The organism is Methylocystis heyeri (assembly GCF_004802635.2).
GTDB lineage: Bacteria > Pseudomonadota > Alphaproteobacteria > Rhizobiales > Beijerinckiaceae > Methylocystis > Methylocystis heyeri.
On record NZ_CP046052.1, the window covers coordinates 757,210 to 784,142 of the forward strand.

The following is a 26,933-nucleotide window of genomic DNA, read 5'->3' on the forward strand; positions in this document are numbered from 1 at the left end:
TTTCGGCCGACGGGAGTTGGTCCCACCTGGCGCCGGGAGGTCCCCGACGCCCGGCTTCGATTGCGGGTTGAACGCGTATGATGCGTCAGTATGAACTCGTCGAGCGGGTTCGAAAATATAACCCCAATGTCGACGAGGATCTCCTCAACCGCGCCTATGTTTATGCGATGAAGGCCCATGGGGCGCAGACCCGCGCTTCCGGCGACCCCTATTTCTCGCATCCTCTTGAAGTCGCAGCCATCCTCACCGACCTGAAGCTCGACGACGCCACCATTGTGGCGGCGGTGCTGCACGACACGATAGAGGACACCAGCACCACCCGCGAGGAGATCGACCGGCTGTTCGGAGAGCAGATCGGGCGGCTGGTCGACGGGCTGACGAAGATCGACAAGCTCGACCTCGTCTCCAAGCAGGCGCGGCAGGGCGAGAACTTCCGCAAGCTGCTGCTGGCGGTGGCGGAAGACGTCCGCGTGCTGCTGGTGAAGCTCGCCGACCGCCTCCACAATATGCGCACTCTGCACTTCGTCCCGGTCGAGAAGCGCACCCGCATCGCGCAGGAAACCCTGGACATCTACGCGCCGCTGGCCGGGCGCATCGGCATGCAGCGGCTCCGGGAAGAGCTCGAGGGTCTGGCGTTCCGCCATTTGAGCCCGGAAGCCTATCAGACCATCGAGGAGCGACTCCACGATCTGCGCGCCAAGAACGGCCGCATCATCAAGAAGATCGAGGAGGAGCTGACCGGGGAGTTCGCCGAGCGCGGCATAGAGGCTGCGGTTACGGGCCGGCAGAAGACGCCCTATTCGGTCTGGCGGAAGATGGAGCGCAAATCCATCTCCTTCGAGCAATTGTCCGACATATTCGGGTTCAGGATCATCGTGGGGGAGGTGGAGGACTGCTACCGCGCCCTAGGCGTCGTCCACACCAAATGGCCGAGCGTGCCGGGCCGGTTCAAGGATTATATCTCCACCCCCAAGCAGAATGATTATCGCTCGCTCCACACCACCGTTATCGGGCCGGGACACCAGCGCGTCGAGCTTCAGATAAGAACGGCGCATATGCATGAAATCGCCCGTTTCGGCATCGCCGCCCACGCGCTCTACAAGGACGCCACCGGTAAGGAAGGACGCGAGGATCTCGCCAAGGAGAGCCGCGCCTATCGCTGGCTCCAGGAAACCCTGGACCTGCTGGCGCATGGCGACAGTCCGGAGGAGTTCCTCGAACATACGAGGCTCGAGCTTTTCCAGGACCAGGTCTTCTGCTTCACCCCCAAGGGCGGCCTGATCGCGTTGCCCCGCGGCGCGACGCCGATCGATTTCGCCTACGCCGTGCACACCAAGCTCGGAAACTCGGCCGTCGGCGCAAAGATCAACGGCCGCATCTCGCCGGTGCTCTCGCAGCTTCAGAACGGCGACGAAGTCGAAATCGTCAGGGCCGAGGGCCATATCCCTCCCGCCGCCTGGGAAGCGGCGGTGGCGACCGGCAAGGCCCGCGCCGCCATTCGCCGCGCCACGCGCGAAGCGGTGAGGCGGCAATATGCGGGGCTCGGGCGGCAGATCGTCGAGCGCGCCTTCGCGCGCGCAAATCGGGCTTACGCCGACGAGAAGCTCAAGGGGGTTCTGGCGCGGCTGGCGCGCAATTCGGTGGACGACGTGCTCGCCGCCGTCGGGCGCGGAGAAATCTACTCCGGCGACGTCGTGAAAGCGGTCTATCCCGATTTCAGCGAGGAGCGCAAAGCCGCGCAGATCGCGGGGCCGGGAGAACCGGGCTGGTTCGACGTCAAGGCCAACGCCAATCTGGTCTTCAAGGTGCCGGGGTCAGGCGAAGGTTCGGCGATTCCGATTCGCGGCCTGCGGGGCGACGTCCCCGTCCGCTTCGCCGAAAAGGGCGGCGCCGTTCCCGGGGACCGCATCGTCGGCATTCTCACTCCCGGCGAGGGCATCACCATCTATCCGATTCAGTCGCCGTCGCTCACCAATTTCGACGATCAGCCCGATCGCTGGCTCGATGTGCGATGGGATCTCGACGAAGAAAGCCGCGAATTGTTCCCGGCGCGAATCGTGGTCATGGCGGTGAACGAGCCGGGCTCGCTGGGCGCTCTGGCCACCCTGATCGGGGAAACCGGCGCCAATATCGACAATATCGCTTTCACCGCGCATTCTCCCGATTTCCGGGAAATGACCTTCGATCTCGAAGTCGCGGATCTGAAGCATCTCAGCGACATTATCTCGCGCTTGCGCGCTAGTCCCTTGGTCAGCAAGGTCGAGCGGATGATTGGTTAGGAGAAGGCGATGGCGCCTCTGCGTCTTGGCGTGAATATCGACCATGTGGCCACGGTGAGGAATGCGCGGGGCGGGCCGCGGCCCGATCCCCTGCGCGCCGCGAAGCTCGCGATAGAAGCGGGAGCCGACGGAATAACCGCGCATCTGCGCGAGGATCGCCGCCATATCCAGGACGCCGACATGGCGGCGTTGAAGGCGTGGATCGACAAGCCGCTGAACTTCGAGATGGCGGCGACCGGGCAGATGCTGGACATCGCCCTGAAAATAAAGCCTCACGCGGTCTGTCTGGTGCCGGAGAAACGGACCGAACGCACCACCGAAGGCGGGCTCGACGTCGTCTCCGCACATGACTACCTGGTTCCCTTCGTCGACGAACTCAAACGCGCCGGGATTCGCGTGTCGCTGTTCATCGAGCCGAGCGCCGAGGCCATCGAGGCCGCGGCCTCCATCAAATCGCCGGTGGTCGAGCTTCATACCGGCGCCTGGTGCCATGCGATCGAAACCGGCGACGCCGAACGCGCCGAGCGGGAGTTCGCCCGCCTCGGCAAAGCGATCGGCTTCGCCGCCGCGCGCGGTCTGGAGGTCCACGCAGGCCACGGACTCGACTACGACACCGCTCGGCGGATCGCCGCTTTCCCTGAGTTGGCCGAGCTCAATATCGGTCATTTCCTGGTCGGCGAGGCGATTTTCATCGGGCTGCCCGAGGCGATCCGGCGGATGCGCGCGGCGATGAGCGTGGGCCGCGCCGGCGCGGCGTCATGATCATCGGTTTCGGCGCCGACCTTTGCGACATCCGCCGCATCGCGGATGCGCTGGAGCGTTTCGACGCGCGTTTTCCGCACAGGCTGTTCACCGAGGCGGAGCGCGAATGCTGTGACGCCAGAGCCGGCCGCGCCGCCTGCTACGCCAAGCGTTTCGCCGCCAAGGAAGCCTGCGCCAAAGCCCTGGGGCTGGGCATAAACAAGGGCGTGGGATGGCAGGATATCGCGGTGGTGAATCTGCCCACCGGCCAGCCGACCCTGCAGCTGACCGGGGGGGCCGCCGCGAGGCTCGCGGAAATCACGCCCCCCGGGATGACGGCGCGGCTGCATCTGACCCTTTCGGACGAAGAGCCCTACGCTCAGGCGCTGGTTCTCATTGACGCAGGGGCGTGCTAGAGCGCATGTAACGTCCGCAGGGGCGGAGCGCGCGACGATAAGACGCGCCAGCACTAGGGAGATTAGCGGGTGAGCAGGAAGGCCGAGATCGCCGAAACGCGCGACGAAGGCGGGTTGCTTGAGACGATAAAGGTCATCGTCCAGGCGCTGGCGATCGCGCTTGTCATTCGCACGCTGCTGTTCCAGCCTTTCAACATACCGTCGGGCTCGATGATTCCGACCCTGCTGATCGGGGATTATGTCTTCGTCTCCAAATATGCTTATGGCTATTCCAATTATTCGATTCCCTTCGGCCCCAATCTTTTCTCCGGCCGCATCCTGGGATCGGAGCCCAAGCGCGGCGACGTGGTCGTGTTCAAGCTGCCGCGCGACAACGAAACCGACTACATCAAGCGCGTCATCGGCCTGCCGGGCGACCGCATCCAGATGATCGACGGCCGTCTCTACATCAACAATGCGATCGTGACGCGCGAGGCCGTCGCCAAGGCCCGCACCGAGGCGAGGGACGGTCATGAGGTCGACGTCGCCACCTATAAGGAAACCCTGCCCGGCGGGGTCGAGCACACCATCATCGAGGTCGAGGGCGACCACGGCATAAACGACAATACGGAACTGTTCGTGGTTCCTCCGGGCCATTATTTCATGATGGGCGACAACCGGGACAATTCGACCGATTCGCGCATTGCGCCCGAACTCGGCGGCGTCGGTTATGTGCCCTATGAAAATCTCGTGGGCCGGGCCGAGCGCATCTTCTTCTCGGTGAAGAAAGACGAGCCTGCGTTGGCTTTCTGGCGCTGGCCCTGGTCCGTGCGCTGGGATCGGCTGCTGAAATCCGCTCACTGACGGTCCCGGACATGGCGCAGGAGGCTCGCGGCGACCTGGCGATTCTCGAAGAGAAGGTCGGCCATGTCTTCTCGGACAAGGATTTGCTTATTCGGGCTCTCACCCATGTCAGCGCTTCCGCGTCGCGAGCCCAGTCCTATGAGCGGCTCGAGTTTCTGGGCGATCGCGTTCTCGGGGTCGTCGTCGCCCATATGCTGGTCGACGCCTACGCCGACGACAGCGAGGGAATGATGTCGCGACGGCTGGCCTCCCTTGTGCGCAAGGAGACATGCGCCGAGGTCGCGCGGGAATGGGATGCAGGCCCGTTCATCCGGCTCGGAGACGGAGAGGCGGCCGCCGGCGGCAGAAACAAGGACGCGATCCTGGGCGACGTCTGCGAGGCGATCATCGGCGCGGTCTATCTGGACGGCGGCCATGAGGCCGCGGCGCGCATCGTGCGAACGGCTTTCGGCCGCTGCATGGCGACGCCGGGCCGGCGTCTTCAGGACGCCAAGACCACTCTCCAGGAATGGGCGCAGGGAAGACGGCTCGCCGCTCCCTCCTACAGGCTGGGCTCCCGCAGCGGGCCCGACCACGCGCCTCAGTTCGTGGTCCTCGTGGACGTCGACGGCTTCGCGTCCGCCGAGGGGACAGGAACCTCGAAACGCGTCGCCGAGCAGGCCGCCGCCGAGGCTTTTCTCTCGCGAGAGGGAATCAACACCCATAAAGGCGGGGAATGAATCAGGGTTCAAAAGAAACGGGCGAGACCAGATGCGGCTTTGCGGCGCTGGTCGGCGCGCCCAACGCCGGCAAATCGACGCTGCTCAACCGGCTCGTCGGCGCCAAGGTTTCGATCGTCTCCCGCAAGGCCCAGACCACCCGGGCGATGGTGCGCGGCATCGCCGTCTGCGGGCAGGCCCAGATCGTCCTCGTCGACACCCCCGGCATTTTCGCGCCCAAGCGCCGGCTCGACCGCGCCATGGTGGCGAGCGCCTTGTCGGGGGCGACCGACGCCGATGTGGTCGTATTGCTGGCGGACGCGCGCAAGGGGCTGGACGAGGAAACAGAAGCCATCCTCGGCAAGCTCGCGCAATCCCAGGCTCCCAAGCTGCTGGCGCTCAACAAGATCGACCTTGTTCCGAGGGAAAGCCTCCTCGCGCTGACCGCGCAGTTCAACGCCAAGGCGAAATTCGAAGAGACCTTCATGATTTCGGCGCTCACGGGCGACGGGGTCGAAAAGCTTTTGGAAAAGTTGGGCGAGCGCATGCCGGCCTCGCCCTGGCTTTACCCGGAGGACCAGCTCTCGGACGCGCCTCTGAGAATGCTCGCGGCGGAAATCACCCGCGAAAAGCTGTTCGAACGCCTTCACGACGAATTGCCGTATCAGTCGACAGTAGAGACGGACACCTGGACCAACCAGAAGGACGGCTCCGCCCGAATCGAACAGACGATCTATGTCGCGCGGGATGGGCAGAAGAAGATCGTCATCGGCGAGGGCGGCCGGACCATAAAGGCGATAGGCCAGGCCGCGCGCATGGAGATAGCCGAGGCGGCCGAGCAGAAAGTGCATCTCTTCCTGTTCGTGAAGGTGCGCGAGAACTGGGCCGACGATCCCGAGCGCTATCGCGAGATGGGGCTGGATTTTCCTAGGGACGAATGAACCCGTTCTGCGTGGGGAGAGAATCGAGCTAGATTTACGCTTTGTTTTGAAAGGCGTCGCCGCCGGCGCCGGACCGAGTGGGGTGTGACCGATGTCGTCCAGTTCCAAGAAAAGCCTGACCGTATATCGCTATCTGACCGGACCGGACGATGTTTCGTTCTGCCATCGCGTCACTCAGGCGCTCAGCATGGGATGGACCCTCTACGGCTCGCCGACCCTGACCTACGACTCCGCCAAGGGCCGGGTGGTCTGCGGGCAGGCCTTGACCAAGGACGTCGACGACCTTGAATACAAGGCGGATATGAAACTGTCCGACGTGTAAGAACCTCCCATGGAGTGGCGGGACGAAGGCCTGGTGATCGGCGCTCGCCGCCACGGCGAAGCCTCCGTCATCTGTGAATTGATGACGAGGGCCCATGGCAGGCATCTCGGGCTCGTGCGCGGCGGCGCGGGCAGGGCGCTGCGCTCCGTGCTCCAACCCGGCAATCAGGTCGAGGCCACATGGCGGGCGCGGCTCGACCATCAGCTCGGCGCCTATACGATCGAGCCGGTGCAATCGCGCGCCGCGCGCCTGATCGACCGCCGCCACTCGCTGCATGGGGTGTCTTTGCTCTGCGCCTTGCTGCGGCTGCTGCCGGAGCGCGACCCCAACCAATATCTCTTCGAGATGGCGCGGCTCATCGCCGATCAGCTGGGCAGCGCCGATCACGCGCCCGCCCTGCTGGCGCGGTTCGAGATTGCGATGCTGGGGGCGCTCGGCTTTGGTCTCGATCTCGACGCCTGCGTCCTCACGGGGCAGCGCGACGATCTCGCCTATGTGTCCCCCAAATCCGGCCGCGCGGTGAGCCGGGAGGCAGGCGAGCCCTGGCGCGACCGGCTTTTGGCCTATCCGGCCTTTCTGCGCGAAGAGGGATATGAGAAGCCGGAACGCGCGGAGCTCGCGGCGGCCTTTCGGCTTTCGGGGCATTTTCTCGATCGCGACGTCTTTGCGCCGCGCGGAATGCCGATGCCGCCGGCGAGAAATTCCTATCTGCTGGCGATCATGGCGGAGACGCTATAGGGTCTTTGTTTCAACGGGTTTCCCACGCCGAACCGGCGTTCGCTTCTGCTGGAGACGCTCTAATCCCCCGTCGGCGGCGGAAGCAGGGGCGCCGCGGCGCCCGACCGCCTGATCAGCGCCTTGGCGTCGGGCATGAAGCTGAGGTCGTCCCACGGTCCGGCGAGATCGAAACTGATCTGCTGGCCTTTGGCGCGCGGCGCGCCGGCCTCGTCGGTCGCGGCGACCTGGGCGCGCAAGGCGAGAGTCCGGTCCAGCACGCGGGTCGATCCGGCGAATGCGACGGAAAATCCGGGTCCGGAAGCGGCGCCGTCCTCTACGCTGGCCACGCCGTCCGCGATTTTGACCACAGCAGAAGCCTCGTCGATCTTCGAGCGGCCGGAGCGTATGAACAATGCGCTGGCGAGCGGCCGCTTTTCCAGCCGGCTCATGGCGCGCGTGAGGTCGACGCCGGCGATGGCTCCCCGGGTCAGTTTGAGCGTGGCCCTGCCGTCGAGAACGCGCATCATCGCCGCCATGCTTTCGCCGGAAGCGTTGAGCGTCATCGAAGCGTCCAGCAGGCCCGAAATATCCTCATGGGCTATGGCGTCCCACAATAGAGCCCCGGAATCGAGCCCCGAGGTCTGGATCTCCGCATGGGCTTCGACGGCGGCGGGGTCGGCGGTCGCGAGAGTGGCGTGAGCGCTCAGCTTGCCCTTGTAGGCCTTGGCGCGCGCCAGATCCAAATCCAGCCTGCCGCCTCTCAGACTTACGCCCAGTTCGGCGTCCTCCAGGGCGAGGCGCGACAGGCGCGCATGAGCCGCCCGCAGGCTGAGATCGAGGTCGGCTTCGGAAAGATCGGGCAGATCGAAACTGTCCCGGCTCCATTGCCCGTCGAGGCCCGAAACCGCGGGCAGATAATCGAGCGCCGGCCTCAGGGAGAGATATCTCGCGGAAAGGTCGGCCCTTATGTGCGGGCGCTCGTCTTCCCGGCTGAGGGAGAAGGATCCCTCGAATTCGTTGCCGTCGGCCAGAAAACGAAGCTGCGACAGCGACAGTTCGTCAGGGCCGAGGCTGGCCGTCGCCGCGACCTCGCAATTGGCCATGGGACCGGGGAGGGGCGGGAAGACATCCAGCAGCGCCAGGGCCTGCCGCAGCGAGGCAGCGGAGGCTCTGACGCGCGCGGCGTAGCGGGGCGCAACGCCGGTCTGCGCCATGCCTTCGGCTTCGATCTGGAAGGAGGAGCCCGACAGTCGGACCGTCAAAGGGGTCTGATCGCCCTGCCGCAGCATATCGGGCCGGGCGATCCACAGCAGCCCGCTCATGCGCTCGTTGCGCCAGTCGAACTCCCCGGTCAGCGTCGCGGGCGACGAAGGCTGCGGCCATTCCAGCGTGAGGGCGAGATTTTCGATCGCCTCCGGCGCGTCGGCGCCGAGCGCGATGCGCCCGTCGACCAAAGACAGACTCTCGATGCGCGCCTTGGCGCCGCCGCTTTGCCGAGAGGCGACGATGGTCGTGGGAGCGAAACCCAATGCCGACGCCTTCTGCGGATCGATCTGGATCAGCGGGCGAAAAAGCGTCAGCCGCGCTATCTCCAGACGGCCGGTAAACAGCGAGGAGAGGCGGACTTCGCCGTAGAGCGCCTGGACGTCGATCTTCGCAAAAGCCTTGGGATCGGCCATGGCGACGCCGTCGAGGAGAATATGCGGGCGGGGCAGCAGGACGAAACGGGGCCGCCCCTTGGCCGCGACATAGAGCCCGGTGGAGGCGAAGACCTGCGCGGCGATCTTCTCGGCGAGCGCCTGCGCTGACAGGGTCCAGGGCGCAAAGCCCATCGCCGCCAGCGCCATGATCGCGGCCAGCGCTATCGCCGCCAGTCCGCCGAGCGCGCGCGAGAAGCGCGGCGAAGAAGGGCGGTCAGGCTTTTTCAGCGCGCCGTCGAGTGCTGGCTCGGGGCTTTGCCCGCGGACGTCGGTCATCGGCTTCTCGGGAGCAGGGGCGGAGGAAAGCGTGGAGCGCAGGCCGCGGCTTTCTTCGCCTGTTAATACCGCAAGCACGGCGACAACAAGGCGTCCTGCGGACTGTCCCCGGAAAAACCTGCGCGCGCCCGAAGTCGAAAGGGCGAAGGGCGTCACGGCCGCAAGAGGCTGCGAGGTTCCGCCGCTAGATGCGCCCTCCGTCGTCGTTCTGCGATCGCAGGCCGCGCCGGTTTTGTTTTTCCTGGGCGCGCTCCGAGAGCATTGCGCGGCCGCGGGGCGTCTTCAGCGCCCGTTCTATCGCGGCGAGCGCGCCGCGCTTCTCGGGCGTCAGGCCACGGGTTTCCGCGAGCGACATGAAATCGCTGTTCTTGTGCGGAAAATCTTCTCCGCCCTTGAAGACCATCACGCCCTTGCTGGTGACCACGGTGTCGCCCTTGCGCAGCGTCGGATCGTTGAACACGGCTTCCGATTCCGTCGGCTGGACCGCCGCGACGCGCCGGTTCGAAGCGCGAACCGCTTCGTCTGCGGCGGGAAGGACGGCAGGGGCGCGCCGCGCCGCATGGAAGGATGCGACCTTCGGCGCCGGCGCCGGAGGCTTCGTGATGATCACATGCGCGGTTCTGTGAGGCGCGACCGGCGCCAATCGGGCGGCGGCCCGATCGCGGCCGTGGCGCTCGGCCAGCATTTCTCGCCTGAAGCGGAGCCCCGGGGGATGCGCTGCATGACGCCGCCAGCGCCAGCCGCTGAAGCTGCCGGCGTAGTAGCGCAGAGGCTCGACGATGTAGTGATGGCGTGGTTGTTCGTCGCCGAACAGCGCGCCGAACAAACCGCCCTGGGCCATGACCTCGGGCGTGTCGAGGGCCAGGAGCCCTCCGACGAAGATCGCCGCAGCCGCCCCTGCCGTGACCGCGAGCCTCGAATGGGGACGCAGCCGGGAATCGGCGAGTGCGGAAACGAGTCTAGAAACGGTCGGGTTGATCGTCATATTCGATTAACTCGGGTTAACGGAAAACAATACTGTTTAATAAATTACTAAGCGACTCCCGCCGGAGCAGCAAGAGAGAAAGGTTTCGTTAACTATAATAGTCGGGGCCGCCGGCTCGGGGGAGCTTTATTCGCGAGGACTTCCGGAATGAGTGCGGGCGTCGCGCAGGCTCTGGAGTATTTCCTCGAAATAAAAGGGCTTTTCGACCACGGGGCGGTCGCGGAAGGCTTCCGGCAGGCCCGCTCTGCCGCAGCCTGTGGTGAAGACGAAAGGCGTGCCCAAAAGGGTTAACGCTTCCGCGACAGGGTCAATCTTTCTTTCGCCGATATTAACGTCGAGCAGGGCGAGATCATAAGGCGCGGCCTTGATGAAGCGCAGCGCCCCCTCGAGCGTATTCGCCACGCCTCCTATCACAAGCCCTTGCTCGCTCAGCATTTCTTCGACCGCCATGGCGATGAAGGGATTGTCTTCGACGATCAGGATGCGCAGGCCGACCAGCGAGGCGCCGCCGCCGTCGGATTCGACCGACGTCCGGGATTCGTTGACGCTTAATGAGGTCTCCGAGCTGCGCATAGCTCATGGTGCGGCGTAAGCGCGCCATTGTCCAGCTTCGCGCGCTGCTATTTTGGTTGAGACCGGGGCCTCGCCATAACTGTAGCGAGGCCATGAATCACGTTAAGGTTAACTTTGCTATTGCTTTAGGCGGGACGCGGCTCGGCGTTTGCGCTTTCCGCGCGCCTCTCGCTCAGCCTTCTTTTTTCGCAAGGCGCAGCGCCGCCCAGATCGCAATGGCGAGCCATGCCGCTATCGTCGCCGAGCCGCCGATCGGCGCGGCGAAAGGGAACAGCTTTCCATGTGCGGTCGCGCGCAGGGCGAGGTCGGCGCAAAACAGGGTGACGCCGCCCTGAAGGGCGAAGGTCGCGTAGATCAGCCCTGTGCGGGCCAAAGGGGAAGCCGCGCAAAGCGCCGCGAGGCCGATCCCCGCCGCAGCATGCAGCATCAGGAACTGGCTGGCGGTCGCGAGCGTGGGGCTGGCGTCGACATGCGCCGCGACGGCGGCGAGCGCCACGCCCGCCGCGCCCTGCAGCGCGGCGATGAGAGCAATTGCATAGATCCGCCGGTTCAATGAAATCTCCCGCAGGGTCAGTAAGCGCGCTCCGTTTTCAGCAGCGCGAAGGGCGTCAGGGCCAGAATATAGACGTCCCGCATCAGCGACCAGTTTTCGATGTAATCGAGGTCATGCTCGACGCGCGCCTGGATTTTTTCGGGCGTGTCGGTTTCGCCGCGCCAGCCGTTGATCTGCGCCCAGCCGGTTATGCCGGGCTTGACGCGATGGCGCGCGAAATAGCCGTCGACGACTTCATCATAGAGCCGTTCCGCCGCGCGGGCGTGCATCGCGTGGGGCCGCGGCCCCACCAGGGACAGATTGCCCTTGAAAACGACGTTGAACAGTTGAGGCAACTCGTCGAGCGACGTCCTGCGGATGAGGCGTCCGACCCGGGTGACGCGCGGATCGTCGCGGGTGACGAGCCTTGAGGCGCTCTGGTCCTGCTGGTCGGCGTAGAGCGAGCGGAACTTGTAGACCTCGATCTCCTCATTGTTGAAGCCGTAGCGCTTCTGCTTGAAGAGCACGGGGCCGGGCGAGTCGATTTTTATGGCGAGGGCGATCGCCAGCATCGCCGGCGCCGCGGCGACGAGGCACAAGGCGCCGACGATCTTGTCGAAGGCGGCTTTGACGAAGACGTCCCAGTCGGCGATGGGCTTGTCGAAAATGTCGATGACCGGAACGTCGCCGAGATAGGAATAGGAACGGGGCCGGAATTTCAGCTTGTGGGTGTAAGCCGCCAGTCTGATGTCCACCGGCAGCACCCATAATTTGCGGAGCATCTGCAGCAGGCGATCCTCGGCCGTGATGGGCAGGGTGAAGATGATGAGGTCGAGCCGCGCATGGCGCGCGAACTCCACGAGATCATCCACCGTGCCGAGCTTCGGATAGCCGGCGACGACATCCGGCGAGCGCGTGTCGGCGCGATCGTCGAACACGCCGACGATCCGCAAATCGCCTTCTTCCTGCGCCGCGAGAGCGCTCAGCACCGGCGCCGCCGAAGGTCCGCCGCCGACGATGGCGGTTCTTCTGTCGAGCCGCCCCTTTCGCGTCAGGGCGCGGATGGCGGCTGCAACGGCGAAGCGTTCGAGGAAGAGGGCGAAAAGCCCGCCGACATACCAGCCCGCCAGCCAGACGCGGGAGAAGCTGTTGTCGACCCGGAAAAAGAAGATGGCGGCGAGCGCGGCCACGAACACCGCCGACCAGGCTCCCGCGATCTTGAATCCGTGATGGATCGGAGAGCGCAGCGCCGCGAGGTGATAAAGGCGCATCCCCTGCAAAGCGAATACGGCCAGGAAGGACATCGCGGGAATGACGACCAGATATTCTGCGGAAATCCCCCACTGCGCGGCGACATGGATATGATGCACGCCGAAGCCGACGCCCATGAGCAGCAGTAATTCTCCGAGCCGGACCAGGCCCGCGACCACTATGGGAGAATAGGCCGGGTCGGGAGCGCTGAAGCTGGCGATTTCCGCCAGCGTCGGCTGGGGAGCGACGCCGCCGAGGCGCTTTTCGCGCGGCTCGGTTCCCTCTGGCGTAGCGGCAGGCTCGGCGCACATGCGATGTTCCTTCCGTCGGACCCGGACCGCCGGAATGTTACGAAAAAACTCTGCGCCGCCGCAAATGGGCGGTCAGAATATGCGCTCGCGCACCGTCACGGTGTCGCCGGGCCGCACGAGCGTATCCAGCGGAACGCGTCCCGTCACCGCAGCGCCGTCGATCACGCGGGTGATGTCGACCTCTCCCTGGTAGCCCCGCGGCGAGAAGCCGCCCGCAATCGCAATCGCAGTGCGCGCGGTCATGCCTTCCACATAAGGGAACTGGCCGGCGGCCGTCACTTCCCCGAGCACGAAGAAAGGTCTGTAGGCTTCGACCTCCACCGAGACGCGCGGATCGCGGACATATCCCGCCCGCAGGCGCTCGGCGACTTCGCGCTCCACCGTGGCGGTGGTGCGGTTGTTGACCAGAACGGGACCGATCAGCGGCATCGAAATATGTCCGGAGCCGTCGACGGTATAGGAGTTCGACAGGGAGTCCTGTCCGAACACGATGATGCGCAGCCGGTCGCCTGCGCCGAGCGCGTAACCCTTCTCCGGCCACGTCGCCAATAATTCTGGGCGATAGTCTCCGGGCGCGGCGCAGCCCGACAGGAACGCCGGCGCCAGCGCGCAAAACAGGAGAGCAGCAAATCTCGTCATCTGCGATCCGAGTCTTTCTTGTGGATGGCTTTCCCGGCCGACGAAACGACGTGATTTTTATGCGATCGTAGTTAACAAACCTTAACCGAAACGCAGGGTAAACCGCGCTCCTGCTCCAATTAACCTCGCCGCAACCATAATTGTTTAAATCTTCCCGCACAGTCAGGAGCATCAGGATGAATGCGGGCGCGCGCGACATGAGCGACAGGGGCGTGACGGGCGAGATCGATCTCTCGCATATTCTCCGCGCCCTTTCCGAAAAGCGCTGGTGGATTCTCGGGCCGACGATCGCCGCCTTCCTGAGCGCGCTCGTTTTCGTCAATGTCGTGAAGCCGCGCTACACGGCGGAGTCGAGGGTCCTGCTGGAGAACCAGGAAAATTTCCTCCCGCGCTCGGAAAAGAACGACCGCGCGACCGAAATCCTCCCCGACGCCGAGGCGGTTCAAAGCCAGATACAGGTGCTCACCTCGCGCGATCTGGCGCGGCGCGTCATCAAGACTCTCGGCCTGCAGGGCGATGTCGAGTTCGATCCTCTCGCCAACGGCATGGGACTGGCGACGCGCGCGATGGTGCTGCTCGGCCTCATGCGCGATCCGACGCAGCTCACTCCCGAAGAACGAATCCTCGAGACTTTCGCCGACAGGCTCAACGTGCTGTCGCCGACCAAGACGCGCATTCTTTCCATCGAATTCTCGTCCCGCAATCCCGATCTTGCGGCGCGCGGCGCCAACGCCGTGGCCGAGGCCTATATCGAATTTCAGCAGCAGGCCAAGCGCGACAACGCGGGCGGAGCCGCAAAGACGCTGGCCGCGCTCGTCGCCGAACTGCGCAAGCAGGTGGCGGAAGCCGATCTGCGCGCCGAGCAGTTCCGGGTGAAATCGGGTCTTCTGGTCGGCTCGAACAACACGACCATCAACACCCAGCATTTGAGCGAGCTCAACACGCAACTGTCGCTGGCGCGCACGGCCCAGGCCGATGCGCAGGCCAAGGCCAAATTGCTGCGGGAGATGCTGCGCCAGAATCGCATCGGCGACATCCCCGACGTGGCCAACAATGAAGTGTTCCGGCGTCTGCTGGAACAGCGCGTGACGCTGCGCGCGCAATTGGCCCTGGAGTCGCGCACCTTGCTTCCCGGCCATCCGCGCATAAAGGAGCTGCAGGCGCAGCTCGGCGATCTCGACGCGCAGGGGCGCGCCGTGGCCGAGCGAATCGCCCGGTCGCTCGAAAACGACGCTCGTATCGCCGGCGCGCGGGTCGAAAACCTCAAGCAGACGCTCGATGCGCAAAAGCAGGTGGTGGGTTCGTCGGAGGCCGATGAAGTGCAGCTGCGCGAGCTCGAGCGCAGCGTGCGGCTCTACAGGGAACAGCTCGAAAGCGCGACAGCCAAATATCAGGAGGCTTTGGCCCGGGAGAACGCTCAGGCGACGCCCGCCGACGCGCGCATCGTCCAGCGGGCGCTGGCGCCGCAGGCTCCGTCCTTCCCGAAGAAAATTCCGATCACTGCTTTCGCTGCTCTGGCCGCGCTGATCCTGTCTTCGGGCGCAATCATCTCGGGAGAGCTGCTTTCCGGCAGGGCGCGCGTCGTCCCCCCGGCGCCGGGCGAAACGCCGGCGCGGCCCCGATCCGCTTCGTTGCTGGAGCGCTTCAGCTTCGGCGATGCGAGGCGAGCCGACGATCCGACTTCACGCCCTTCCGGCGCCGTTGAAAGCGATCGGTTCGTGTCGGAAAGTGCGGCCGAACCCTTTGCCGCCATCGACGAGGATGAAGATGAGGACGAGGAGGCGGTCGACGCGAGCGAAGAAAAACGCATCGCCAGCGAGCGGGACATCATCGGCGGCATCGACGCTGCGCGTATGACCTCCTCCTGCGTCAAAGTGCTGGCGGTCAGCGGCGACGCCAGCGGGGTCGCGTCCGGAACCATATTGGCGCTGGCCCGCGGCCTTTCCCGTCGCGGCCGGGCGGTGCTGATCTACGCCGATCAAAACGAGATCCTGGATCGGCAGCTCGACCCCGACAGGCCTGTCGCGAGCGGACTGCGGGAGCTTCTCGCCGGGGAGGCCGATTTCGCGGAGATCATCCGACGCGACCCGGGCTCCCGTCTCCATTTCATCCCTTCCGGGCTGGAAGGCGAGGCGGACGGAGAGGAGATGGAGCCGGTTCTGGAGGCCCTGGCGCGCACCTATGATTTCGTGATCCTGACGGTCAATTCGGCGGCGGACGCACTGGGCTTCGCGCCTTTGTTCGACAAGGTGCTGCTGCGCGACGGCGATCCGGTCGCGCATAAATTGTTCGATCTCTTCGCGCGCTCGCACGGCGACGTCCAGCTGATAGAAGACGCCGCCGGCGACGCCGTGGCGGCATAGAGTTCTAACGCGTTTCCCTCGCCGAATCGGTATCCGCTTCGGGCGGAAACGCTCTGGCTCAAACGACGAGCCGCCTGATTTTCTCCAGCGCTCGCGCGAGGGCAGGGGTCTGCTTGATCGCTCTTTTGGCGTCGATGAATTTTCTGAACAGGGGCGCCGCGAGCGCTCCGCGCGTCGTCACGGGGATAATGCTGTCATAAAGCGCGATGGTCTCCTCGCAGACGGCGGATTTGTAGCGGGCCTCTCCCACGCCGAGATCGAAATGGGAGAATCCTCGCGCCACGAGATTTTGCAGCAGGGCATGAAGCAGGATATCGCAAGGCGAAAGCCGCGCGATCTCCGGCTCCATGTCGAAGGAGTTGAACAGCCCGCAGAATCTGCCGCGATCGACGAGGCCGACATAGGCCGCGACGACCCGTCCCGAAACGCTCAGGCCATGGACTTCGAGCAGGCCGCAGTCGGCGACGGCGCTGAGAAACGCGCGCGCCACGTCTGCATTGAAGCCGGCTACGCCCATGGTTGCGAGACGGGCGGCTTTCTGCGTCGCCAGAGCCCGGATTATTTCATCCCTGCGCGCGCTGCGCGCGTCATGCTCGAAAGCGAGGGAGCCCAGCGACGACAATCGCCTCGTCTTGCTGCGCAGCTTCTTGTGCGCGTCTTTGGAGAACCGTTCTTCGAGCGCGGCGGCGGAGGCGGGAAGGCGCGAGGCGTAGGCGAAGCTCGGACTGGGCCTGGCGTCCGGGCCGATCATGGGATTCTCGAAATCCGCGAAAGAGCGGGGCTGATTGCGTAGATAGAACAGATCGGGAGGACGCGCCTGTCCGCGTGCGGCCGAAACGAGCAGATCACGAAGGTTCAGCCCGGCTCCGGGCCTCGTCAAAGCCAGATTGAAATTGCTTTCCCGCCCGCACAGAAACTCCGCCACGCGAAATCCGGCGAATTCTCGCACGGCCAGGGGAACGAGAGCTTCCGGCCGCCCGTCGCCGCCGCGCGCCACGACGATCATCGGCGCGAGGCGAGAGCCCGCGCCGAGGGTCTCCAGCCAGGCCGAGACATAATCATAGCTTTGGTAAGGGCTTGCGGGCGCACAGGCGAAGAGTTCGCGCCAGGCTTCGCGCGCGTCGTCGAGGCGAGGAAACGCTTCGACTGCAGGCTCGGAAAGCGCCGAAGTTTCGACTTTAGTAACCATGCCGCGCCCGAGCCCGCTAATTTCGCCACGTTTCCTTGTCCTTAACAAGAAAAGGTCAATGAAAATTGGCGAGAGTCCATTCGTCGTATTCACCGATATTGCGATACGGCCGACCGGGCTTTGCGATTTGAAACCCGAGAGGCGGATGGGCTTCCGGAGAATCAGAATGACGAATTGGCGCGAGATCGCCATCGAGGCGGGAATGGGATTCTTTCGCGCCAGCGGGGCGCACCGCCTGGCCGAAGCCTATACGCGCGGACGGGGTGCGATATTGATGCTCCATAGCGTGCGCAATCCCGCCCATCGGGACTTCGCGCCCAATCAGACGCTGGAAATCTCCCCCGACTTTCTCGAAGCGCTGCTGGACCATCTTCACAATCGGGGCGTGAGGATCGTCTCGCTCGACGACGCTCTGGCCGAATTGCGTCGGGGCGAAAGCGACGCGCCGCCCTTTGTCGCGCTCACCTTCGACGACGGCTATCGCGATCTGGTCGAAAACGCCCTGCCGGTGATGGAGCGGCGCGGCGCTCCCTTCACCGCCTATATCGCCTCGGGCTTCGCGGACGGCTCGGCGCGCCTGTGGTGGGTCGAGATGGAGGAGGCGTTCCGCCGCCTCGATCGAATCGACATCGTAGCGGGAGGCCGGCGCCTCGACATGCGCTGCGAAACCGCCGCCGAAAAGAGCGAGGCCTTTTCCGAACTGTACTGGCTCCTGCGCGCGGGCGGCGAGGAAGAGCTGTTGCGCGTGTCGCTTGCGCTGTGCGCGGAGGCCCGCATCGATCCGCTGCGGCTCACGGCGAACCTGTGCCTGGATTGGAAGGCGCTGGAGCCGCTGGCGCGTCACGAGCTCGCGACCATCGGCGCCCATAGCGTCACCCATGCGCGCCTCGCAAAGCTCGACGCCGGCGCCGCTATCAGGGAAATGTCGGAGAGCAGAGCCGCAATCGTCCGGGAACTCGGCGTCGACGCCCGCCATTTCTGCTATCCGGTGGGAGACGCAACCTCGGCCGGGCGGCGAGAATTCACGCTGGCGCGGGAGCTCGGCTTCGCCAGCGGCGTGACCACCCGTCCCGGCATGCTTTTCTCCGAACACGCGGAACATTTGCACGCGCTGCCCCGCCTTTCGGTGAACGGGCGGCATCAGAGCCTGGAGGAATTCGATATCCTTTTGAGCGGGGCGCCCTTCGCCTTGATGAACAGGGGCCGAAAGGTCGTCGCGGCCTGAGCGCGGCGAGGCGAACGGAACGAGCCAGGGGAGATCCGTTATTTCCTTCGATCCTTTTGACGTCGGTCCCGGGGAAACCGCTCTCGAATCGCGCGGCCTCGGCGTCGCCCTGATCGTTTCCTCGTCGCTCGTGTTTTCGGCTGCGCTGGCGCCGATGCTGGTTCTCCTCGCGACGTCGGCGGATCAGCTCGCGCCGATGTGGGTCGACGTTCTTTACCTGCACAGGCTGGCGACGGGTCAGCAATTCGTTCTGCAGACCGCCGCCGCTGCGCTCGGAAGGCCGGTCCTCGCGACTTTCGCCGCGGCGCAGACATGGCTGGCGCTCGGGGCGATTGCGACGGCCTCGCTTTATTTCCTGCTGCGCGGGTTCGCCAGCCGGCAGGCCCGGGGCTGGAGCGATTGGTTCTGGATCGCCGGAATCGCCCTCGTCTTCTTCGCTCCCACCGTCGCTCCGGACGTTACGCTGGAGCGGGTCGATTACATCGCGGCTTTTTCCGCCGGACTGCAAGGGCACGCCGTCCTGGAGACGGCCAGGCGCATCCCTCGCTTCCAGAGTCTGTTCCCCGAGGTCGTGATGGCGGCGCGGGCTGTTCTCGCGACCTGCGCAGGCTGGTTCGCGGCGTTGTGCATGCACGATATCGGCTATCGGCTGCATGAAGCCTTGGTCGATTTTGGACTGGTCGACGAAGAAACGACAGACGAGCGGCGCTTCCAGTCCTTCGACCGGGCCGCGGCAGAGGCCTCGCGCCGGGGCGAAAGCAAGTCCGCCAGAGAAGAGAGCGGGCAGGGCTTCGGCCACCGCGATGGGGACGAGACGAGGTTCGACAATCCCAGAGCGCAAGCATACGCCATTCTGGGCGTTAGAATGGGAGCCAGCCGCGACGAGATCGAGCGGGCCTATCGCTCCAGGATGAAGACCGCCCATCCCGACCACGGCGGTTCGGTGGAGCGGGCGGCGACGCTCAACCAGGCGCGAGACCTGCTTCTGCCGCGCGCGTGACCCGTCCTGCCACGGGAATAATCGCTGTCGCAATCTCCGGCCGCCAGCCTATATTGCGGGCGAGCGCGTTTTTCTCTGCGTAAATTCCGCGGGCTGCGGGCTCGCGTGATTCAGGAGCTCGAGATGACTTCCCTGGCCGCAATCATTTGCGTAGCGATCGTCTTGTCCACGGCCCTCGGGGTCTATCTGCGGCTGCGGCAGCTCGATTGGGTGGCGCAAAACAGTCAGGCCGTCCCCGCCGATTTTGCGAACCACGTGACCCTGGAGGAGCATCGCCGCGCAGCGGAATACAATCTCCTGAAGACCCGCTTTTCGATCGTTTCGGCGATCTTCGACGGCGCAGTCTCGCTGCTGTGGCTCGTCTTCTGGCTGACGCCCTTGTACCTCGCCATCGGCGCGGTCATCGAGCCGGGATTGACCAGGAGCGTCGCCATCGTGCTCGCCTTCGGCCTTGCGTCGTCCCTGCTGCAACTGCCCTTCGATTTCGCGGAGACCTTCTGGCTGGAGGCGCGGTTTGGCTTCAACCGTCAGACCGTTCCCGGCTTCTTCGTCGATCAGCTGAAGGCGGGGATGCTCGAATTCGTGGTGATGACGCCCCTGCTTTACGGAATGTTCGCGGTCCTGCATGCGTGGCCCGAGAGCTGGTGGTTGTTCGCCTTCGCCGGCTTCATCCTGTTCATGGTGGCGATGATCGCGATTTATCCGACCTTCATCGCGCCGCTGTTCAATGAATTCTCGCCTTTGCCGGATGAAGCCATGCGCGAGCGGCTCGAGCGTCTCTTGCGCAAATGCGGCTTCGAGTCGCGCGGATTGTTCGTGATGGACGCATCCCGGCGCTCATCGCGCGGCAACGCCTATTTCACCGGCTTCGGCAAGGCCAAGCGCATCGTCTTTTACGACACCTTGCTGACCCGGCACACGCCGGAAGAGATCGAATCGATCCTCGCCCATGAGCTCGGCCACTTCAAATTCGGCCATGTGAGGCAGATGCTGGCCCTGACCGCGGCCGTCGCCTTCGCGGGCTTCGCCGCGCTGAGCTGGGCGCTGGGGCCCAACGGCCTCACCCTGGCTTTCGGCCTGCCTTACGAGCCGGGCCTCGCCCTGATCGCCGCCTATCTCGCCAAGGACCCGGTCATGCACATATTGTCGCCGCTGCTCTCCTGGCGGTCGCGCCGGGCGGAGTTCGAGGCCGACGATTTCGCCAAGTCCATGGTGGGCGAAGAACCGATGATCTCGGCTCTGACCCGCCTCACGCGGGATAATCTCGCGACTCTCACTCCCGACCGGATATATGCGCTGTTCTATTATTCCCACCCGCCAGTTCCGGTCAGGATCGCGCATCTCAGGGGAGCGTCGTAGCTCGCGGCGCTCGACTGGATCGCGCTTGCGCTCCGGCGACGCTCACTTCTGCGGATAGGCCTGGGCGTTGCCCGGTCCCGACATGATGGTCCCGTTGAAGACGAGGTTGCTGGTGATCTCGGTCTGGATTCCGCCGGTCGAAGCGCTGTAGACTGCCACGCCGTTTCCGACCAGGTTCGAATGCGACACCGCGATCTGCCCGCCTGGCCCGGCATAGACTCCGGCGCCGTTGCTGGAGGCGGTGGAGTCGCTCACCGTCATCCTGACGTTGGCGTGGCCGGAAGCCGAAAATGCGGCGTAGCCGTTGTTGTTGCTGCTCGCGACGCTCCGCACCACGGAAACGAAGACGTTCGCCGATCCTGCCGAGGCGTCTCCCGCCAGTTGCACCCCGTTGACGCTGTAGCTGGCCTTGAGGCCGTCGATGGAGCCGGTCATATCTCCCGCCGGGCGAAGGTTAATCGCCGCATTGGCGTCCTGGGACGCAAGCAGGTCGGAGATCGAAAAGCTCAGGGAAGTCGTGGGTTCGAGATCGACGCCGTGGCTCATGAAGCGGCGGACGACGCAATTGACCACCTCCAATTCCCCGCCCGAGGTCAGGCTGATCCCGTTCGCCGCGACGCCTAGGCCGTTGAGCGAGAGGCCGCGCAAATACACGAGGTCGCCGGCGCCGGCGGCGATGGTGATCGCGTTCATGCCCGCCGCCGATTGGATGATGGTGGCGACCCCCGCCCCGTCGTTGACGATGCTGACGGACTTGGCGATCGTGACAGGGCCGTAATCGGCCCCATCGAGCACGTCGATCTCGCCGCCCGCAGCCACGATGTCATGGGCGTATTGGAAGGTCCGGCAGGGCGCGGAAACGCTGCAATTGTTTCCGTCCGTTCCGTGACCCGAAACCCAAGCCTGAATCGTCTGCGCGCTCGACGCGGACGGAAGCAGGATTGCGGGCGCCAGGACAGCGACGACGAGGGGACGATGAAAACTCGGCATGGCGGGTTCGCTCCGGTGAGGGAAGCGAGCTTGAGCGCAAAGGCTCAATATTCCGATAAGCGCAAGGCGCCAAAACGCCTTTCCGGCGGCCTGCGGCAGCGCGGGCCGCGGCGTCAGACCAGACCGTTCCCGCTGTCGAACGCCGAGGCGAGCTGGTCGATAAAGGCCCTGACCTTCGGCGGCACATGGCGGCGGCTCGAATGGATCGCATAGATGCCGGCCGGTTCGCTGGGGTAGTCGACCAGCAGTTGCTCCAGCGCCCCGGATTTGAGATAGGGCTCGGCCATGAAATCGGGCGCCCCCGTCACCCCGAAGCCGGCAGCCGCCATTCGGCAGAGCGCTTCGCCATTATTGCTCAGAACTCGTCCCGAGACCCGCGCCGTCTCGGTTCCGTTCGGCCCCGAGAACGTCCAGACCGCGCCGGTGCTGGCGTAGGAATAGAGCAGGCATTGGTAGCGGGAAAGATCGGCTGGAGTTTTGGGGCGTCCGTGCGCGGCCAGATAGGTCGGCGACGCACAAAGCAGGAGGCGGGTCACGCCGATCCTGCGCGCGATAAGGGAGCTGTCGGCGAGCCGGCCGACGCGAATGGCGAGATCGAAGCCCTCTTCGACGATGTCGACCATGCGGTCGTTGAGGACCAGCTCCGCCTCGACGCGAGGATGACGCTCCAGAAAGGCGGAAAGCTGCGGCGCGATATGCGACGAGCCGAACGAGACGGGAGCCGTCACCCGCAGACGACCCGCAGGCTCGGCGCCCTGCGAGGTGACTTCGGCATGGGCCTCGTCAATGGCGGCGAGAATGTCGCGGCAGCGTTCGAGATAGGTCGCGCCCTGTTCGGTCAGGCCGACCCTGCGCGTGGTGCGATTGAGCAGGCGCAGGCCGAGATGGGTTTCGAGATCCGCCACCAGCTTGCTCGCCATCGCCCTGGATAGGCCGAGTCGCTCGGAGGCGAGCGCGAAATGGCCGGTTTCGGCCACAGCCACGAAGGCTTTCATGGAATTGATCTGGTCCATATTGTTCCATGATATCAGATAATCAATCTCCTCAAAGCGGGATTATCTCCACAGAATGGTGGGGTATCCATCTCCGGGCCGGCGGGCGTTTTCGTCTCCCGGCTTCGAGAGAAGGACAACCATCATGCCCGTTTCGATCACTGCTCCCTATGGCGCTCTGCTGCTGCGTCTGACCCTCGGCGTCATGTTCCTCGCCCATGGATTGCTCAAGGTCTTCGTGTTCACGCTTCCGGGCACGGTAAAATTCTTCGCCATGCTCGGCTATCCCGCCGCTCTCGCCTATGTCGTCGTCGGCCTCGAGATTCTCGGCGGCCTCGCGCTGCTGACCGGCCTCTTCACGCGCACGGTTTCGCTCGCTCTCGTTCCCGTTCTCGTCGGGGCTTTGCTCGTCCATTTGCACAACGGCTGGCTGTTCTCGGCCGCCAACGGCGGCTGGGAGTTTCCGGCGCTCTGGATCATGCTGCTGCTGGTGCAGGCGCTGGTGGGGCCGGGGGCCTTCGCGCTTCGGCTGCCCGGCGCAAGCCGCAATTCTCTAGCGCCGTCGTCGATCTGACCGCGAAGAAGGAGCCGAACCATGTCTCTGATCGCGATCGTCTATCACAGCGGCTACGGCCACACTGCGAGACAGGCCGAAGCCGTCGCTCGGGGAGCCCTGACGGTTCCCGGCGTCTCAGCGGCGCTGATAAAGGTGGAAGAAGCCGAGCGGCATTGGGCCGATCTGGAAAAGGCCGAGGCGATCATATTCGGATCGCCGACCTATATGGGCAGCGCCTCCGCGCAATTTAAGGCTTTCATGGATGCGAGCTCCAGGGTCTGGGTGGAACAGGGCTGGAAGGACAAGCTGGCGGCGGGCTTCACCAATTCGTCGAGCCAGAGCGGCGACAAGCTCGCGACGCTTCAACAGCTTGCGATTTTCGCCGCCCAGCACGCCATGGTCTGGGTCGGCCTCGGTCTGATGCCGGGAAACAACTCCAGCGCGGGCCGCGCGGAGGATTTGAACCGGCTCGGAAGCTTTCTCGGGGCGATGGCGCAGTCCAACGCCGACCAGGGGCCGGAATACGGGCCGACGCCGGCGGACCTCAAGACCGCCGAGCATCTCGGGCGCCGCGTCGCCGAGGCGGCGAACCGCTGGAGCGCGGGCAGGGGCGGGCCGGCGTAGCCCGCCATTTTCCGATCAAACGGGGCGTGTGGTTCTCACGACCAGCGCTGGGAATTGAAGGCGACGGCGATAGCCTCCGCGCGCGCCGTCGCCAACGCATCGGGGTCGTCTCCGGCTATGCCGGCGCAGGCGTCGAGCGCTCGCCCCAGCAGGGCGGCCTGGGCGTAAGGCTTTCCTCCGTGGCCGGGATGGGCGCAGAAATCGCAAGCGCAGACCGTCATGAATTGCCGGAACTGTTCGGGCGCGCCGAAAGCGCCGAGGCGTTCGAGCATCAGCGCGATGGGGCCCGCGCGCACTTCCGAGACGCGGTGGACGCGTTCGCATTCGGCGAGCGCCAGCATGGCGAGATCGCGGGAATCCCTCGGCGCGCCGACTCGCGCGCACAGCGCCTCGATGCGCGGATGGCCGCGATCGACATGCTTGTAATGCACCGGGAGATGCTCGGGCGGCGAGTCCGACTTGCCGACATTCATGACGAACAGAGCGAAGCGAACCGCGACAGGCGCGTCGCGCCGGGCCGCTTCGTCCAAAGCTTCCAGCACATGCGCGCCGATGTCGACCTGCCCGAGGCTGTCGGACAATTGCGGCACGCCAAACAGCGCCGACACCTCCGGCGCGAGCTGCGAGAGCGCCCCGCATCGGCGCAGGATGCGCAGGAATTTGGAGGGCTCTTGCGTCATGAGCCCGCGCTTCAGCTCGGGCCAGAGTTCGCGCGGATTGGCGCTGACGAGGCAACCGGCGTTGACCACTTCGTAGATGAGATTGAGCGCCTCGTCATCGGGCTCGGCGCCCGATTCGGCGAGAAGGCAGGCCATGCGCAACGCGCCCAGCCCGGGATGGGTTTGCGCCAGATCGAAGGACGACGAAGAAAAATCTGATGACATGGTCTCGAGGGGATGTGTTTCGCGCGGAGAGGCGAGCCGAAGAAGGATTTTCCCGGAGCGCCGGCGGCTGTCGAATCGATTTAACCGAACGCTCTACAGCGATTTTGCGGCCTTGCGCGCTTTCGCCAGCACTTCTTCCGGCGACAGGGGGTCGTTCGCGCCGGGCTCCTCCACCGTCGCTCCAAACTGAAGCGCGAGCGCAGAGGCCACTGCGAGAGCGGCGAGTTCTTCTCGAGGGTCGCCGCCCCAGCGGATCGCCATGACGACGGCGTCGTCCGCGAGCGAGAATTTCGACTGCGACTCCGCTGCGGCTTCCTGGAAGCGCAGATCGAAGCCGGCGTCTTCCCCGTCGAGAGCGCAGGGAACATAGCCTCTGGTCTCGAACGGCGTGTAGTCGTTGTCGACGACGATCTTGAACCCCATCGGGTCCAGCGCGCCTTGCAGCGCCTCGCGCGAGGGAACGTCTTCTTTCTTCAGATAGGCGGTCAGTGCGCGCGCCATTATTTCCTCCAGCCCGCGGTTGCTTTCCCGCGCGTATTGCATCCCTCGGGCCAAAGCCTTTCGGGCCGCAGTCCGGCGGCTAGAGTCTTTTCATGTTTCATGGGAACATGAAAAGACTCCAAGTTTTTGTTTTAATGCGTTTTCCAGGCCGAACCAACGCCCACTTCGGCTGGAAACGCTCTGACCGCAGCCGGCGCGGCTCGAACGCGGCGTCGGGTCGACAAAACTGTCGCAAAGCTAACAACAATGCGCCGGAAAGCGACTTACCCCGCCGAGCGCGTCGCTCTCTCCCGTTCCCTCCCGCGCTTTTCGATCAGCAGTCCGTTGGCGTCGAGCGAGAACTCCCGCCACGCCGCGGCGACGTCCCGCAATGTGGTCGAAATATAATCCTTCGAAGGGTGGTGCTCGTCGGGGAAGTTCGACAATGCGCAGGAGGTTTGGTTGAATTCGACGACCGAATCCAGCAGCTCCTGGAAAAAGCCGTTGAACGCCGCCTGGACTTTGGGCGTGAGATCGGAGCGCCCGCGTTCCACTGCGACGCGCGCGGCGTCGAAGGGGAGATCTTCGATCACGATGAGCGCGGCGCCCAGGGTTTCCTCCACCGCGCCGAGCATGGCGCGCTGGGTCAATTGCTCCCTCTGGCCGCGTGACAGCGACTCGACCAGCCGGCGGCGATAAATTGCGAAGGTCGGCGCGCGCTGGGCGGCCGCCCAGGCCGCGAAGCGCTCCAGGCACAGCTCGTTGACCTTTTCCGGCGAAGCCGAAAGATCGCTGGAGATCGCGCCGAATTCGCCCCGGTTCGCGGTGATCTGCTCGCAGATGCGCATCGCTGCGTTGACCGCGCCCTCGACATGTCCGCCTCCCTCGCGCGCGGTCTCCGACCCGCCGAGGAAAAGCTTGCCGCGCCATTGCGGCCGGGCGAGCAGAGTGGAGCCGTAGATCGGGCGCTCCGCAAGCGGGTAGCGGTCCGCGTCGGCGCAGGTAAGGGGCTCCAGCGACCAGTCCTGGATCTGGGTTTCTCCGTCCGCTACGCCCATTCCGAACAGCTGCACGAACTGGCTTTCGACGAGAATCTGCAGACCGACGCGGAAGCTTTCGCGAAGTTCCGGAGTGAGGGCGAAAAAGCCGCCGAGCGCAGCCTTTTCGCCGCTGGCGTCGCAAGCGTCGAACACTTCGGAGAGCGCCGCCTGATGATGGGTGACGAAAGCATTGCCGGAACGCCCCTGCGTGCGCCAGTCGGGCGCCCCGCTGTAGCCGGCGACCGCCTTGGCGGCGAAGGCCATCCAGGTCGGCGTATCCTCCATCGCCGCGAGAAGATGCTCCGCGAGCGGAGGCGAAAAGGCCATGCGCTCGGCGACGAGGCGCGGGGGAACCGCGATCACGACCCGCTTCGCGACTACTGTTTCGGTTTTTCCCGAGGTTTCGAAGTCGAGTTCAACATGATCGCCGATGTCCCGCGTGGCGATGAGGCGCCAGCCGAGGCGCAGCGATTCCGGCGGAGCCGCCGCCGCCAGGGCCTGGACCAGCGCGCCCATGCCGCCTTCGATGCGCTGCGCCCCGGCATGGAGGCCGGGCTGCGCGCGCTCGGCGGGGGATTTTTCGGGATCGTCCAGATAAAGGACCGCGCCGGGGTCGTGCTGGTCGAAGCGTTTGAGCCCGAGGGAATCGACGAGAGCGCAGACATTGGGCTCCGTTTCGGGCCATATCCAGGTCGGCCCGAGATCGAGCCGTTGTCCGCTCGTTCGGTTCCAGACGGAAAGCGCGCGCCCGCCGAAACGTTCGCGCGCTTCGAACAGCGCAAAGGAAACGCCTTTTTCGGCGAGCTCGCGGGCCAGGACAAGGCCGCAAACGCCGCCGCCTATGATCGCGACATCCAGCATGGTTCGCTCCGGGGCAAGGTTGTCTGCAGCCTTGCACGCAAGCGTCGCGCCAGAAGGGCGGCGGGTTCGAGCGGGGCGAGCGCATTCAGCAAAAGAATGCGCTCCCACTTTTTCGATTGCCGCTCGAACGAATCCGTTCGGGCGGC

26 protein-coding genes are annotated in these 26,933 nt (G+C 64.9%); 14 read left to right on the plus strand and 12 right to left on the minus strand.

Annotation, left to right across the window (positions count from 1 at the left end):
* Positions 1 to 77 precede the first annotated feature (77 nt).
* From H2LOC_RS03340 to recO, 8 genes are all read left to right on the plus strand, one after another.
* Positions 78 to 2,279 carry a RelA/SpoT family protein gene (locus H2LOC_RS03340; RefSeq protein ID WP_136495095.1) on the plus strand — a complete coding sequence of 734 codons (2,202 nt, stop codon included), beginning with the start codon at positions 78 to 80 and terminating at the stop codon, positions 2,277 to 2,279.
* A 9-nt stretch (positions 2,280 to 2,288) separates the two neighbouring features.
* Positions 2,289 to 3,041, plus strand: coding sequence for a pyridoxine 5'-phosphate synthase (locus tag H2LOC_RS03345; protein ID WP_136495096.1), 753 nt, complete (start codon positions 2,289 to 2,291; stop codon positions 3,039 to 3,041).
* A complete protein-coding gene (acpS, locus tag H2LOC_RS03350; RefSeq protein ID WP_136495097.1) occupies positions 3,038 to 3,436 on the plus strand; it encodes a holo-ACP synthase in 399 nt (132 codons plus the stop codon). Before H2LOC_RS03345 ends, acpS begins: the two co-directional genes overlap by 4 nt.
* A gap of 87 nt (positions 3,437 to 3,523) precedes the next feature.
* Positions 3,524 to 4,279 (plus strand): signal peptidase I, encoded by a 756-nt coding sequence (gene lepB / locus H2LOC_RS03355; protein ID WP_136496977.1) that lies wholly within the window; start codon positions 3,524 to 3,526, stop codon positions 4,277 to 4,279.
* Positions 4,280 to 4,290: 11 nt separating this feature from the next.
* Positions 4,291 to 4,998: a ribonuclease III gene (rnc, locus tag H2LOC_RS03360; RefSeq protein ID WP_136495098.1), complete on the plus strand. Its 708-nt coding sequence runs from the start codon at positions 4,291 to 4,293 to the stop codon at positions 4,996 to 4,998.
* The gene (gene era, locus H2LOC_RS03365) at positions 4,995 to 5,918 is read left to right on the plus strand and encodes a GTPase Era (protein WP_136495099.1); all 924 of its coding nucleotides are present in this window, start codon (positions 4,995 to 4,997) and stop codon (positions 5,916 to 5,918) included. Before rnc ends, era begins: the two co-directional genes overlap by 4 nt.
* A gap of 91 nt (positions 5,919 to 6,009) precedes the next feature.
* Positions 6,010 to 6,240 (plus strand): DUF1737 domain-containing protein, encoded by a 231-nt coding sequence (locus tag H2LOC_RS03370; protein ID WP_136495100.1) that lies wholly within the window; start codon positions 6,010 to 6,012, stop codon positions 6,238 to 6,240.
* A gap of 9 nt (positions 6,241 to 6,249) precedes the next feature.
* On the plus strand, positions 6,250 to 6,978 hold the full coding sequence (gene recO / locus H2LOC_RS03375; protein WP_136495101.1) for a DNA repair protein RecO: 729 nt from the start codon (positions 6,250 to 6,252) through the stop codon (positions 6,976 to 6,978).
* Between the two features lie 59 nt (positions 6,979 to 7,037).
* On the opposite strand, the gene H2LOC_RS03380 is transcribed toward recO, so the two are convergent.
* From H2LOC_RS03380 to H2LOC_RS03405, 6 genes are all read right to left on the minus strand, one after another.
* Positions 7,038 to 8,933 carry an AsmA family protein gene (locus H2LOC_RS03380; protein WP_136495102.1) on the minus strand — a complete coding sequence of 632 codons (1,896 nt, stop codon included), beginning with the start codon at positions 8,931 to 8,933 and terminating at the stop codon, positions 7,038 to 7,040.
* Positions 8,934 to 9,117: 184 nt separating this feature from the next.
* Positions 9,118 to 9,918, minus strand: coding sequence for a hypothetical protein (locus H2LOC_RS03385; RefSeq protein WP_136495103.1), 801 nt, complete (start codon positions 9,916 to 9,918; stop codon positions 9,118 to 9,120).
* A 126-nt stretch (positions 9,919 to 10,044) separates the two neighbouring features.
* Positions 10,045 to 10,491: a response regulator gene (locus tag H2LOC_RS03390; protein WP_136495104.1), complete on the minus strand. Its 447-nt coding sequence runs from the start codon at positions 10,489 to 10,491 to the stop codon at positions 10,045 to 10,047.
* 172 nt (positions 10,492 to 10,663) lie between these two features.
* On the minus strand, positions 10,664 to 11,044 hold the full coding sequence (locus tag H2LOC_RS03395; protein ID WP_136495105.1) for a DUF423 domain-containing protein: 381 nt from the start codon (positions 11,042 to 11,044) through the stop codon (positions 10,664 to 10,666).
* Between the two features lie 17 nt (positions 11,045 to 11,061).
* Positions 11,062 to 12,585, minus strand: coding sequence for an undecaprenyl-phosphate glucose phosphotransferase (locus H2LOC_RS03400; RefSeq protein WP_136495106.1), 1,524 nt, complete (start codon positions 12,583 to 12,585; stop codon positions 11,062 to 11,064).
* 72 nt (positions 12,586 to 12,657) lie between these two features.
* Positions 12,658 to 13,224, minus strand: a complete 567-nt coding sequence (locus tag H2LOC_RS03405; protein ID WP_136495107.1) for a polysaccharide biosynthesis/export family protein — start codon at positions 13,222 to 13,224, stop codon at positions 12,658 to 12,660.
* A 176-nt stretch (positions 13,225 to 13,400) separates the two neighbouring features.
* Here H2LOC_RS03405 and H2LOC_RS03410 point away from each other — a divergent pair, with 176 nt between their 5' ends.
* Positions 13,401 to 15,587, plus strand: coding sequence for a GumC family protein (locus H2LOC_RS03410; RefSeq protein WP_246206965.1), 2,187 nt, complete (start codon positions 13,401 to 13,403; stop codon positions 15,585 to 15,587).
* Positions 15,588 to 15,645: 58 nt separating this feature from the next.
* Here H2LOC_RS03410 and H2LOC_RS03415 read toward each other — a convergent pair whose 3' ends face one another.
* Positions 15,646 to 16,776 carry a GNAT family N-acetyltransferase gene (locus H2LOC_RS03415; protein ID WP_136495108.1) on the minus strand — a complete coding sequence of 377 codons (1,131 nt, stop codon included), beginning with the start codon at positions 16,774 to 16,776 and terminating at the stop codon, positions 15,646 to 15,648.
* A gap of 166 nt (positions 16,777 to 16,942) precedes the next feature.
* On the opposite strand from H2LOC_RS03415, the gene H2LOC_RS03420 reads away from it, so the two are divergent.
* The 3 genes from H2LOC_RS03420 to H2LOC_RS03430 all read left to right on the plus strand — a co-directional run bounded on the left by H2LOC_RS03420 (position 16,943) and on the right by H2LOC_RS03430 (position 20,360).
* Entirely contained in the window at positions 16,943 to 18,001 is a 1,059-nt protein-coding gene (locus H2LOC_RS03420; protein WP_136495109.1) for a polysaccharide deacetylase family protein, read from the plus strand.
* 154 nt (positions 18,002 to 18,155) lie between these two features.
* A complete protein-coding gene (locus tag H2LOC_RS21665) occupies positions 18,156 to 19,001 on the plus strand; it encodes a J domain-containing protein (protein ID WP_246206966.1) in 846 nt (281 codons plus the stop codon).
* A 123-nt stretch (positions 19,002 to 19,124) separates the two neighbouring features.
* Positions 19,125 to 20,360, plus strand: a complete 1,236-nt coding sequence (locus H2LOC_RS03430) for a M48 family metallopeptidase (RefSeq protein WP_136495110.1) — start codon at positions 19,125 to 19,127, stop codon at positions 20,358 to 20,360.
* A gap of 42 nt (positions 20,361 to 20,402) precedes the next feature.
* Here the strand turns inward: H2LOC_RS03430 and H2LOC_RS03435 are convergent, their stop codons facing one another.
* Together H2LOC_RS03435 and H2LOC_RS03440 are read right to left on the minus strand one after the other, a co-directional pair.
* Positions 20,403 to 21,350 carry a hypothetical protein gene (locus H2LOC_RS03435; protein WP_136495111.1) on the minus strand — a complete coding sequence of 316 codons (948 nt, stop codon included), beginning with the start codon at positions 21,348 to 21,350 and terminating at the stop codon, positions 20,403 to 20,405.
* A 113-nt stretch (positions 21,351 to 21,463) separates the two neighbouring features.
* Entirely contained in the window at positions 21,464 to 22,363 is a 900-nt protein-coding gene (locus H2LOC_RS03440; protein WP_154331560.1) for a LysR family transcriptional regulator, read from the minus strand.
* Between the two features lie 124 nt (positions 22,364 to 22,487).
* On the opposite strand from H2LOC_RS03440, the gene H2LOC_RS03445 reads away from it, so the two are divergent.
* Both H2LOC_RS03445 and H2LOC_RS03450 read left to right on the plus strand, forming a co-directional pair.
* The gene (locus tag H2LOC_RS03445) at positions 22,488 to 22,916 is read left to right on the plus strand and encodes a DoxX family protein (protein ID WP_136495112.1); all 429 of its coding nucleotides are present in this window, start codon (positions 22,488 to 22,490) and stop codon (positions 22,914 to 22,916) included.
* A 21-nt stretch (positions 22,917 to 22,937) separates the two neighbouring features.
* Positions 22,938 to 23,522 carry a flavodoxin family protein gene (locus H2LOC_RS03450; RefSeq protein WP_136495113.1) on the plus strand — a complete coding sequence of 195 codons (585 nt, stop codon included), beginning with the start codon at positions 22,938 to 22,940 and terminating at the stop codon, positions 23,520 to 23,522.
* A gap of 35 nt (positions 23,523 to 23,557) precedes the next feature.
* Here the strand turns inward: H2LOC_RS03450 and H2LOC_RS03455 are convergent, their stop codons facing one another.
* From H2LOC_RS03455 to H2LOC_RS03465, 3 genes are all read right to left on the minus strand, one after another.
* The gene (locus H2LOC_RS03455) at positions 23,558 to 24,406 is read right to left on the minus strand and encodes a tRNA nucleotidyltransferase (protein WP_136495114.1); all 849 of its coding nucleotides are present in this window, start codon (positions 24,404 to 24,406) and stop codon (positions 23,558 to 23,560) included.
* 93 nt (positions 24,407 to 24,499) lie between these two features.
* The gene (locus H2LOC_RS03460) at positions 24,500 to 24,907 is read right to left on the minus strand and encodes a hypothetical protein (RefSeq protein WP_136495115.1); all 408 of its coding nucleotides are present in this window, start codon (positions 24,905 to 24,907) and stop codon (positions 24,500 to 24,502) included.
* 263 nt (positions 24,908 to 25,170) lie between these two features.
* Positions 25,171 to 26,787, minus strand: coding sequence for a flavin monoamine oxidase family protein (locus H2LOC_RS03465; protein ID WP_136495116.1), 1,617 nt, complete (start codon positions 26,785 to 26,787; stop codon positions 25,171 to 25,173).
* Positions 26,788 to 26,933: the final 146 nt, after the last annotated feature.